Source organism: Streptococcus mitis, from assembly GCF_000722755.1.
Taxonomy (GTDB): domain Bacteria; phylum Bacillota; class Bacilli; order Lactobacillales; family Streptococcaceae; genus Streptococcus; species Streptococcus mitis_CM.
Map to the genome: position 1 here is coordinate 133313 of NZ_JPFY01000015.1, position 12657 is coordinate 145969.

Below are 12657 nucleotides of genomic sequence, written 5' to 3' on the forward strand. Positions count from 1 at the left end.
AGTGAACTGCTTATTCTTGTTCAGCAGCTTCTTCTGTTGCTTCCGCTTTTGTTGCTTTTTCAGCTTCTTCAGCTTCAAAGGCTGCTTTAGCCTCTTGGGCTGCTTTTTCGCGGGCTTTTTCAAGGTCATCTACGTGGATGACATCTTCGTCCATTCCTTCATCCAAGTCACGAAGTTCCACTTCTTGGTCATCTTCATCTAGGACACGCATGTCAAGACCAAGAGATTGCAATTCTTTGACAAGAACTCGGAAGGATTCTGGAACACCTGGTTTTGGAATTGGTTTTCCTTTTGTAATGGCTTCATAAGCTTTCAGACGTCCATTGATATCGTCAGACTTGTAAGTCAAGATTTCTTGAAGGACATTTGACGCACCGTAAGCTTCAAGAGCCCAAACCTCCATCTCACCGAAACGTTGTCCACCAAACTGAGCTTTCCCTCCTAGTGGTTGTTGGGTAACAGTTGAGTAAGGTCCGACTGAACGCGCGTGCAATTTATCATCAACCATGTGGTGGAGTTTGATCATGTACATGACTCCGACAGAAACACGGTTATCAAACGGTTCACCAGTACGTCCATCATAAAGGATTGTTTTGGCATCACTATCCATACCAGCTTCTTTAACAGTTGACCAAAGGTCTTCAGAACTTGCTCCGTCAAAGACTGGTGTTGCGATGTGAATACCAAGAGTACGAGCCGCCATACCAAGGTGGAGCTCCATAACCTGACCGATATTCATACGTGATGGCACCCCAAGTGGGTTCAACATGATATCGACTGGAGTTCCGTCTGGAAGGTAAGGCATATCTTCTACAGGAACGATACGAGAGACAACCCCTTTGTTTCCGTGACGTCCGGCCATCTTATCTCCGACCTTAATCTTACGTTTTTGAGCGATGTAGACGCGAACCAGCATGTTAACACCTGATTGCAGCTCATCTCCATTTGCACGTGTAAAGATTTTAACATCACGAACGACACCATCGGCACCGTGTGGTACACGAAGAGAAGTATCACGCACTTCACGTGACTTGTCTCCAAAGATAGCGTGCAAGAGACGTTCTTCAGCTGAAAGGTCTTTCTCACCCTTAGGTGTTACTTTACCTACAAGGATATCACCTTCTTTAACCTCAGCACCGATACGGATAATACCCATTTCGTCAAGGTCTTTAAGGGCATCTTCACCAACGTTTGGAATTTCACGAGTAATTTCTTCAGGTCCAAGCTTTGTATCGCGCGTTTCTGATTCGTATTCTTCAAGGTGGACAGATGTGTAAACATCGTCTTTAACCAAGCGTTCGCTCATGATAACGGCATCCTCGAAGTTGTAACCTTCCCAAGTCATGTAGGCAACGATTGGGTTTTGTCCAAGCGCCATTTCTCCATTTTCCATGGAAGGTCCGTCAGCAATGAAATCGCCTTTTTCAACGACATCGCCAACTTTTACAAGCGTACGTTGGTTGTAAGCCGTACCTGAGTTTGAACGACGGAATTTCTGGATGTGGTAAACGTCCAATGAACCATCTTCACGACGAACTTCTACCTTGTCAGCATCTGCATAGGTAACTTTACCGTCATACTGAGCAATCACAGCAGCTCCTGAATCGTGGGCTGCTTGGTATTCCATACCAGTACCAACGTAAGGTGCTTTTGGATTAATCAATGGCACAGCCTGACGTTGCATGTTAGCTCCCATGAGGGCACGGTTGGAGTCATCGTTTTCCAAGAAAGGAATACATGCTGTCGCAACGGCAACTACCTGTTTTGGTGATACGTCCATGTAGTCAACAACATTAGCTGGATACTCTTGGTTGACCCCTTGGTGACGACCCATGACAACTTTCTCAGCAAATGTTCCATCTTCATTCAGACGAGAATTAGCCTGTGCTACAGTAAATTCATCTTCTTCATCGGCTGTCAACCAAACGATTTCGTTCGTAACAACACCTGTTTCACGGTCAACTTTACGGTATGGTGTTTGAACAAAACCATATTTGTTCAAGTGTCCGTAAGATGACAAGTTATTGATCAAACCGATATTAGGTCCTTCAGGTGTCTCGATTGGACACATACGACCGTAGTGAGTGTAGTGCACGTCACGTACTTCATATCCAGCACGGTCACGTGTCAAACCACCAGGCCCCAAGGCTGACAAACGGCGTTTGTGAGACAACTCAGAAAGTGGGTTGTGTTGGTCCATGAACTGTGACAACTGTGATGAACCAAAGAATTCTTTAACCGCAGCTGTTACAGGACGGATATTGATAATTTGTTGTGGTGTCAAGACTTCGTTGTCTTGAACAGACATACGTTCACGGACATTACGTTCCATACGAGAAAGTCCAAGACGTACTTGGTTAGCAAGCAATTCACCAACCGCACGGATACGACGGTTTCCAAGGTGGTCGATGTCATCTACACGGCCAAGCCCTTCAGCCAAGTTGAGGAAGTAGCTCATCTCGGCAAGAATATCTGCAGGAGTGACGATACGAACCTTGTCATCTGGATTAGCATTACCAATAATAGTTACAACACGGTCTGGATCAGTTGGAGCAACAACCTTGAATTTTTGAAGAACAACTGGCTCAGTCACAACGGCTGCATCATTTGGAATGTAGACAATCTTGTTCAAGTCGCCATCCAAATGGCTTTCAATGCTTTCAATCACGCTACGAGTCATGACTGTTCCAGCTTCTACCAAGATTTCGCCTGTTTCAGGGTCTACCAATGGCTCAGCAATAGTTTGGTTGAGCAAGCGTGTTTTAACATTGAGTTTTTTATTGATCTTGTAACGACCAACTGCTGCTAGGTCATAGCGACGTGGGTCAAAGAAACGAGCCACAAGCAAGCTACGTGAACTTTCAGCAGTCTTAGGCTCACCTGGACGAAGGCGTTCGTAAATTTCTTTCAAAGCTTCGTCGGTACGAGAGTCCATTGGGTTCTTGTGGATATCTTTTTCAACAGTGTTGCGAACCAATTCGCTATCACCAAAGATATCAAAGATTTCATCATCACCTGAGAAACCAAGCGCACGAACCAAGGTCGTAAATGGAATCTTACGAGTACGGTCGATACGAGTGTAGGCGATATCTTTTGAGTCACTTTCAAGTTCCAACCAAGCTCCACGGTTAGGGATAACAGTTGAACCGTAGCCCACTTTACCGTTTTTATCAACTTTATCGTTAAAGTAAACACCTGGTGAGCGGACCAACTGAGATACGATGATACGTTCACCACCATTGATGATGAAAGTACCCATTTCTGTCATGATTGGGAAATCACCAAAGAAAACTTCTTGAGTTTTGATTTCGCCTGTTTCTTTATTAATCAAGCGGAAGGTTACAAAAATTGGTGCTGAGTAGCTAGCATCGTGGATACGAGCCTCTTCTAGCGTGTATTTTGGTTCCTTGATTTCATATCCAACAAATTCCAACTCCATTGTGTCTGTGAAGTTTGAAATTGGCAATACATCTTCAAATACTTCCTTCAGACCGTGGTCTAGGAAATCTTTGAATGAGTCAGTTTGAATTTCAATCAAATTTGGTAAGTCAAGAACTTCTTTGATTCTTGAAAAACTACGACGGGTACGATGTTTCCCGTATTGAACGTCATGTCCTGCCAAGATGATTCTCCTTTGTAAATAAGTTCCAAGCCTTATCGATCAGGCTTTTCTAATCGTCATATGGTTTTTAAAACCCCTATCACCGTGTCCCTTTGATAAATTTTCAGAATCTTTAAGTCTTTATTACAAGTACTCAAAATCCTGAAAAAAAGCACAAAAAGAGCAGCTAAATCTGACTTTTTCAGAAGATTTAACTGCTGTGAGCCTTGTCTGGACAATATTTCAGACAAAACCTACGACAAATGATTACTCATATTATACCCTATTTAGCTAGATTTTTCAAGGGGATTGACGAATTTTTGACAAAATCTTTTCCTATTAGAAAGACTAGCTAAATCGTAACAAAATCTGTTGCGATTTTTCTTTTATTTTAGTTTCAGGAAAACGCTTGCATATTCTTTTACTAAGTGCTATACTGATATAGAAATTTATTGATTGGAGAATCATTATGAGAAAAACACCATCTCACACTGAGAAAAAAATGGTTTACAGCATCCGTTCCCTCAAAAATGGAACTGGTTCTGTCCTTATTGGAGCAAGCCTTGTTCTGCTTGCCATGGCTACACCAACTATTTCAGCCAACGAAAATACTACAAGCAATAAGGGAACTAGTAATGAAACCACTACTGCCCTTGCACAGCCTCTTACTGATACAGCAACGAGCTCTGGTAAGAAGGAAAGTGATATTTCTTCGCCAAAAAATGCAAACGCTTCCCTAGAGAAAAAAGAAGAAAAACAACCTGCAACAGAGGCACCCACTCCGGCTGCAACTCCCGCCGATTCCGCACCACAAACCGGGCAAGAACGTTCCAATGAGCCAACTACTTCTACGAGTCCAGTAACGACTGAAACTAAGGCAGAAGAGCCAATCGAAGACAATTACTTCCGCATCCATGTCAAAAAACTTCCTGAAGAAAACAAGGATAGTCAAGGACTATGGACTTGGGATGATGTTGAAAAACCATCTGAAAATTGGCCTAACGGAGCCTTATCCTTCAAGGATGCCAAAAAAGATGACTACGGCTACTACCTAGATGTCAAATTAAAGGGAGAACAAGCCAAGAAAATTAGCTTCCTCATCAATAATACAGCTGGGAAAAATCTAACCGGCGATAAATCGGTAGAGAAACTGGCACCAAAAATGAATGAGGCTTGGTTGGACCAAGATCACAAGGTTTTCTCTTACGAGCCACAACCTGCAGGAACTATTCGCGTCAACTACTACCGTACAGATGCCAACTATGACAAGAAATCTCTCTGGTACTGGGGAGATGTGAAAAATCCAAGTAGTGGTGAATGGCCTAACGGAACAGACTTTACGGCTACAGGCAAATATGGTCGCTATATTGATATTCCACTCAAAGATGCAGCTAAAGATCTTGGATTTTTATTATTAGACAGAAACAAACAAGGAGACGATGTGAAAATCCGTAAAGAAGATTATAAGTTCACAGATTTGAAAAATCATAGCCAAATTTTCCTAAAAGACGATGATGAATCGATTTACACAAATCCATACTATGTCCATGATATCCGTATGACAGGAGCCCAACACGTAGGCACTTCTAGCATTGAGAGTAGTTTTTCAACACTTGTCGGTGCTAAAAAAGAGGATATCCTCAAACACTCCAACATTACTAATCACCTAGGAAATAAGGTAACTATCACCGATGTTGCAATCGATGAAGTTGGCAAGAAAGTGACCTACAGCGGAGATTTCTCTGATACAAAACATCCTTATACCGTTAGCTACAACTCTGACAAATTCACTACCAAAACAAGCTGGCGTCTTAAAGATGAGACTTACAGCTATAATGGTAAACTGGGAGCTGACCTAAAAGAAGAAGGAAAACAAGTTGATTTAACCCTTTGGTCACCAAGTGCTGATAAGGTCTCTGTCGTTGTCTACGACAAGAATGACCCTGAAAAAGTGGTTGGAACTGTTGCTCTTGAAAAAGGTAAAAGAGGAACTTGGAAACAAACTCTGAATGAAAACTCTGGTCTCGGTATCAGCAACTATACTGGCTACTACTACCACTACCAAATCGAGCGTCAGGGGAAAACTGTTCTTGCACTCGATCCTTACGCTAAATCTCTCGCTGCTTGGAATAGTGACAATGCTAAGATCGACGATGCCCATAAAGTGGCTAAAGCTGCCTTTGTAGATCCAGCAAAACTAGGACCTCAAGACTTGACTTATGGTAAGATTCGCAACTTCAAATCGCGCGAAGATGCTGTCATCTATGAAGCTCATGTGCGTGACTTCACTTCAGATCCTGCCATCGCAAAAGATTTGACTAAGCCATTTGGTACTTTTGAAGCCTTTATCGAAAAACTAGACTACCTCAAAGACTTGGGTGTAACCCACATCCAGCTCCTTCCAGTCTTGTCTTACTACTTTGTCAATGAATTGAAAAACCATGAACGCTTGTCTGACTATGCTTCAAGCAACAGCAACTACAACTGGGGATATGACCCTCAAAACTACTTCTCCTTGACTGGTATGTATTCAAGCGATCCTAAGAATCCAGAAAAACGAATCGCAGAATTTAAAAACCTCATCAACGAAATCCACAAACGTGGCATGGGAGCTATCCTGGACGTAGTTTATAACCATACAGCCAAAGTCGATATTTTTGAAGATTTGGAACCAAACTACTATCACTTTATGGATGCTGATGGAACACCTCGAACTAGCTTTGGTGGTGGACGTTTGGGGACAACTCACTATATGACCAAACGCCTCCTAGTTGATTCTATCAAGTATCTAGTTGATACCTACAAAGTTGATGGATTCCGTTTCGATATGATGGGAGACCATGATGCCGCTTCTATCGAAGAAGCTTACAAGGCTGCACGCGCCCTCAATCCAAATCTAATCATGCTTGGTGAAGGTTGGAGAACCTATGCTGGTGATGAAAATATGCCTACTAAAGCTGCTGACCAAGATTGGATGAAACATACCGATACTGTAGCAGTCTTCTCAGACGACATCCGTAACAACCTCAAGTCTGGTTATCCAAACGAAGGTCAACCTGCCTTTATCACAGGTGGCAAGCGTGATGTCAACACCATCTTTAAAAATCTGATTGCACAACCAACCAACTTTGAAGCAGATAGTCCTGGAGATGTGATTCAATACATCGCAGCCCATGATAACTTGACCCTCTTTGACATCATTGCCCAGTCTATCAAAAAAGACCCAAGCAAGGCTGAGAACTATGCTGAAATCCACCGTCGTTTGCGACTTGGAAATCTCATGGTCTTGACAGCTCAAGGAACTCCATTTATCCACTCTGGTCAGGAATACGGACGTACTAAACAATTCCGTGACCCAGCCTACAAGACTCCAGTAGCAGAGGATAAGGTTCCAAACAAATCTCACTTGTTGCGTGATAAGGACGGCAATCCATTTGACTATCCTTACTTCATCCACGACTCTTACGATTCGAGTGATGCTATTAACAAGTTTGACTGGACTAAGGCTACAGATGGAAAAGCATATCCTGAAAATGTCAAGAGCCGTGACTACATGAAAGGTCTGATCGCCCTACGTCAATCTACAGATGCCTTCCGACTTAAGAGTCTCCAAGATATCAAAGACCGTGTCCAACTCATCACTGTCCCGGGTCAAAATGGTGTAGAAAAAGAGGATGTAGTAATTGGCTACCAAATTACTGCTCCAAACGGTGATATCTACGCAGTCTTTGTCAATGCAGACGAAAAAGCTCGCGAATTTAATTTGGGAACTGCCTTCGACCACCTCAGAAATGCTGAAGTTTTGGCAGATGAAAACCAAGCAGGACCAGTAGGAATTGCCAACCCGAAAGGACTTGAATGGACCGAAAAAGGCTTGAAATTAAATGCCCTTACAGCTACTGTTCTTCGAATCGCTCAAGGCGGTGCTATCGTTGCCCCAGCTGTGGAAGAAAAACCAGAATTTGATCTTTCTAGCTTAAAACAAGAACACGGTCAAAATAACAGCCAAGACAATATGTCAAACCGAGTAGTCAAACCGGAACAGCAAACTCCTGCTCCACAAACTAAACCTGATTCTGCAAAACCAGATACAAAAGTAGCTGATGCAGAAAATAAACCTAACCAAGCTACAGCTGATTCACAAGCTGAACTACCAAATACAGGAACCAAAAATGATCACAAACTCCTGTTTGCAGGAATTAGTCTCCTTGCTCTTCTAGGTCTCGGGTTCTTGCTAAAAAACAAAAAAGAGAACTAAACTAGCCCTCCTATAGAACTATCCCCCAAGCCATAACGCTCGGGGGATTGATTTTTATACAATATTTGTCGTCCTAATAAGCTTGATTAGGATTTTTTATTAATACTCTTCGAAAATCTCTTCAAACCACGTCAGCTTCACCTTGCCGTACTCAAGTACAGCCTGCGGCTAGCTTCCTAGTTTGCTCTTTGATTTTCATTGAGTATAAGCCTCTTTCATGGCAAAATAAGCCCGTACTTTTGGAGCCACTTGCGTTCCGAAGAGTTCAATAGCTCTCAAAACTTGTTCATGAGGCATGGAACCTAGAGGTAGGTGCAACATAAAGCGGTCCAAACCTAAATCCTCAATCATGCGAATCAATTTTTCTGCCACCTGATCTGGATTGCCCACAAACATAGCACCATTTGGCCAACTTGCTCCAAATATTGCTCATAACGCAATTCCTGCCAGTGCGGACGGTCTTTGGAAATAGCATAAACCACTTGCTTGGTCGGATGGAAATAATCTTTCACAGCCTGATCGCCATCCTCAGCAATCCAACCCCAAGAATGAGCCCCGACCTTTAGTTGATGACTGGCATGGCCTGCCTCGCTCCCAATCTCACGATAAGCCTGAATCAACTTTTTAAAATAACGAGGGTTACCACCAATAATGGCATAGACAATCGGCAAGCCTGCCTGAGCAATCTTCACAGTTGATTCGACATGACCACCTGTCGCTATCCACAAGGGTAATTTGTCCTGAACTGGACGAGGATAGACTTCTTTGCCAGAGATTGTTTGAGTCAATCGCCCTTTCCAGTCTAACTTGGTCTTCTCATTGACTAACTGGAGCAAGTCTAATTTCTCATCAAAGAGGGCTTCGTAGTCTTTCAAATCATAGCCAAACAAGGAGAAAGATTCCGTGAAAGAACCCCTTCCGGCAATAATCTCCGCACGTCCATTTGACAAAGCATCGATAGTGGCATACTGTTGGAACAAGCGAATCGAATCCATGCTCGAGAGTATGCTGACTGCACTGGTCAAACGGATTTTCTTGGTATTAACTGCCCCAGCTGCTAGTACAATCTCTGGAGCTGATACTGCAAAATCTGCTCGATGATGCTCACCAATTCCATATACATCCAAACCAACCTTGTCAGCCAGCTCAATCTCTGCCACCAACTGGCGAATGCGTTCAGCATGACTGTAAGCCTTCCCAGTCCTTTCAAGCGCCGTTGTTTCCCCAAATGTTGAAATCCCTAATTCTACCATTGTGATTCTCCCTATCTACCTCTGTCCTTCAATTTGAAAAATTATTCTAACACGAAACTTGACTACAAGCAACCGATTTGCTCACAAGAAAAAGCCTAGATAACTAGACTTTTTAGCTTATTCTACCGTTACTGATTTAGCAAGGTTACGTGGTTTATCCACATCTAGCCCACGGTGCAGAGTTGCAAAGTAAGCGACCAATTGCGTTGGCACAACCATTGAAATTGGTGAGAGGTAAGGGTGTACAGTCGTAAGGACGATATCGTCTGTATCTTTGGCAACATTTTCTTCTGCGATAGTAAGCACCTTGGCACCACGAGCTGCCACCTCTTGGATATTTCCACGAGTGTGGTTGGCAAGAACTGGATCTGACAAGAGCGCCAAGACAGGTGTTCCTTCTTCAATCAAGGCAATAGTCCCGTGCTTAAGTTCTCCTGCCGCAAAACCTTCACACTGGATGTAAGAAATCTCTTTGAGTTTGAGACTTGCTTCCATGGCTACATAGTAATCTTGACCACGTCCGATATAAAAGGCGTTGCGAGTTGTTTCAAGAAGCTCACGAACCTTGGCTTCAATGGTTTCTTTCTCTGAAAGAGTTGATTCGATAGATTGAGCTACGATTGACAACTCATGAACTAGGTCAAATGCTTGCGCTTTAGCATTACCATTTGCTTCTCCGACTGCTTTTGCAAGGAAGGCAAGGGCTGCGATTTGCGCTGTATAAGCCTTAGTTGATGCCACGGCAATTTCAGGACCTGCATGAAGAAGCATGGTATGATTAGCTTCACGAGAAAGAGTTGAACCTGGGACATTTGTCACTGTCAAGCTTGGGATTCCCATTTCATTAGCCTTAACCAAAACCTGACGGCTATCCGCTGTTTCACCAGACTGGCTGATAAAGATGAAAAGTGGTTTCTTGCTGAGAAGTGGCATACCATAGCCCCACTCAGATGAAATTCCAAGCTCCACTGGTGTATCAGTCAATTCTTCCAGCATCTTCTTAGAAGCAAATCCTGCGTGGTAAGATGTTCCAGCTGCAAGAATGTAGATGCGGTCTGCGTCTTGAACGGCCTTGATAATAGCTGGGTCTACAACAACTTGACCAGCCTCATCTGTGTAGGCTTGGATGAGTTTACGCATCACCGTTGGTTGCTCGTCAATTTCCTTTAGCATGTAGTAAGGGTAAGTTCCCTTACCGATATCTGACAAGTCAAGCTCAGCAGTATAGTTAGCACGCTCACGACCATTACCATCATAGTCTTGAACCTCTACACTATCAGCCTTGACGATGACCAACTCTTGGTCATGGATTTCCATGTACTGGTTGGTCTCACGAATCATAGCCATGGCGTCTGAGCAGACCATGTTATAGCCTTCCCCAAGACCAATCAAAAGTGGTGATTTATTCTTAGCCACGTAGATGACTTCAGGATCTTGTGAGTCAACCAAGGCAAAGGCATAAGAACCACGGATGATGTGAAGAGCTTTTTTGAAGGCTTCAAGCACTGACAAGCCATCTTCTTCCGCAAATTTTCCAATCAAGTGAACGGCGATTTCAGTATCTGTTTGCCCCTTGAAATGGTGACCTACAAGGTATTCTTCCTTGATTTCGAGGTAGTTTTCAATGACCCCATTGTGAACCAAGACAAAACGTTCTGTCTCAGAACGGTGTGGGTGAGCATTGTCTTCAGTTGGTTTTCCATGAGTAGCCCAACGAGTATGTCCGATACCAGTTATTCCCTCAACACCAGCTGTCTTAGCAGACAATTCTGCAATACGACCGACAGCCTTGACTAGGTGATTTTCAGCACCACCTAGGACAAAAATTCCCGCAGAATCATAGCCACGGTATTCGAGCTTTTCAAGCCCTTGAATCAAAATATCAGTTGCATTTGTGTTTCCAACAACACCAACAATTCCACACATAGTATATACGACACAGACCAGCTGTGCTTTCTCCTTAAAATTGGTATAGTCTAATTCCTCTTTTATAGAATCAGCAAAAACAGTATATACTTGTTTCTTTCACTTGTCAAGAGTAAAAATTGGTATAGTTCATATCAACTTCCTGAAATTAAAAAAACTCTGACCAATTAGAATAATCAGTCAAAGTCCTTTTTAAAATCCATTATTATCGCTTAATTCCTTGAACCAGTGCCCTGACTTTTTCAGACGACGTTCTTGCGTTTCCAAGTCTAGTTCGACCAAACCGTAGCGATTTTTATAACTATTGAGCCATGACCAGCAATCGATAAAGGTCCAAATCAAGTAGCCCTTACAATTGGCTCCGTCTTCAATGGCACGGTGAAGTTCACGAAGATGACCTTTTACAAAGTCAATACGATAATCATCTTGAATCATTCCATTCTCACGGAATTTTTCTTCCCCTTCAACACCCATACCATTCTCTGTCAACATCCACTCAATATTGCCATAATTTTCCTTGATATTTTGAGCAATGTCATAAATCCCTTGTTCATAAATCTCCCAGCCACGATGAGGATTGATTTTACGTCCAGGCATCACATAAGGCTCGTAAAAATGTTCTGGTAAGAGTGGACTCTCTGGATGCTTAGCAAATCGAGGCGCCATAACACGTAAAGGTTGATAGTAGTTGACACCAAGGAAGTCCACTGTATTGTCACGAATGAGCTTCAACTCCTCCTCTATAGCATCAGGCAAGAGACCTTGTTCATGCAAGATTTCTACCAACTCCTGTGGATAAGTCCCCAAAACAGACGGATCTAAGAAAGATTGGGCCTGAAAAAGATCCGCAATGCGAGCAGCCTTGACATCAGCAGGATGCTGGCTACGTGGATAAGCCGGTGTCAAGTTGAGGACAATCCCAATCTTGGAATCAGGCAAGAGTTCATGACAGGCCTTAACCGCCCGACTGCTGGCCAATTGTGTATGATAAGCTACTTTAACGGCTGCCTCTGCATCCACCTTATGTGGATAATGGGCATCGTAAAAATATCCAAATTCTACTGGAACGATTGGCTCGTTAAAGGTAATCCATTGATCCACTAAATCTCCATAAGTCTCAAAACAAAAACGAGCATAGTCTTCATAGGCTGAGACAGTCTCCTTATTTTCCCAACCATCACCATCTTCTTGAAGAGCAAAAGGCAGATCAAAATGATAAAGATTGACTAAAAGACGAATCCCTTTAGCCTTAATAGCCTCAAAAGCCTTACGGTAAAAATCTACACCTTGAGAATTGACTTTCCCACGCCCTTGTGGAAAAATCCGTGACCACTGAATAGAAGTCCGAAAGGCCGTGTGACCAGTTTCCAACAAGAGCTCGATATCCTTTTCCCAGTTTTCATAAAAAGTCGATGTCTTATCTGGACCAATTCCATTATAGTAGCGATTTGGCTCCACTTGGTACCAATAATCCCAGAGATTATCTCCCTTACCGTCACCAGCTACACGTCCTTCTGTTTGTGGTCCAGAAGTAGAGGATCCCCAGACAAAATCCTTTGGAAATCTTAGCATACATTTACCTCTTTATCTAGTCATTTTTCCCATTATACAGAAAAAAC

Annotated in this window: 4 protein-coding genes and 1 pseudogene; 1 reads left to right on the forward strand and 4 read right to left on the reverse strand. The window is 43.0% G+C overall.

The window, feature by feature from the left end; translation table 11 throughout:
• Nucleotides 1-10: 10 nt before the first annotated feature.
• The gene (gene rpoB / locus SK578_RS09075; RefSeq protein WP_042751730.1) at nt 11-3622 is read right to left on the reverse strand and encodes a DNA-directed RNA polymerase subunit beta; all 3612 of its coding nucleotides are present in this window, start codon (nt 3620-3622) and stop codon (nt 11-13) included.
• Between the two features lie 448 nt (nt 3623-4070).
• Here rpoB and SK578_RS09080 point away from each other — a divergent pair, with 448 nt between their 5' ends.
• The gene (locus SK578_RS09080) at nt 4071-7859 is read left to right on the forward strand and encodes a pullulanase (protein ID WP_042751731.1); all 3789 of its coding nucleotides are present in this window, start codon (nt 4071-4073) and stop codon (nt 7857-7859) included.
• A 195-nt stretch (nt 7860-8054) separates the two neighbouring features.
• Here SK578_RS09080 and SK578_RS09085 read toward each other — a convergent pair.
• The 3 genes and pseudogenes from SK578_RS09085 to bglA form a co-directional block, all read right to left on the reverse strand.
• Nucleotides 8055-9112, reverse strand: a pseudogene (locus SK578_RS09085) (LLM class flavin-dependent oxidoreductase).
• 117 nt (nt 9113-9229) lie between these two features.
• Nucleotides 9230-11038, reverse strand: coding sequence for a glutamine--fructose-6-phosphate transaminase (isomerizing) (glmS, locus tag SK578_RS09090; RefSeq protein WP_042751732.1), 1809 nt, complete (start codon nt 11036-11038; stop codon nt 9230-9232).
• A 192-nt stretch (nt 11039-11230) separates the two neighbouring features.
• Nucleotides 11231-12610, reverse strand: coding sequence for a 6-phospho-beta-glucosidase (gene bglA, locus SK578_RS09095; RefSeq protein ID WP_042751733.1), 1380 nt, complete (start codon nt 12608-12610; stop codon nt 11231-11233).
• Nucleotides 12611-12657: the final 47 nt, after the last annotated feature.

Coding starts and splice junctions, on each gene's coding strand:
- SK578_RS09080 (WP_042751731.1), top strand. CDS start 4,071: ATGAGAAAAACACCATCTCACACTGAGAAAAAAATGGTTTACAGCATC.
- glmS (WP_042751732.1), bottom strand. CDS start 11,038: ATGTGTGGAATTGTTGGTGTTGTTGGAAACACAAATGCAACTGATATT.
- bglA (WP_042751733.1), bottom strand. CDS start 12,610: ATGCTAAGATTTCCAAAGGATTTTGTCTGGGGATCCTCTACTTCTGGA.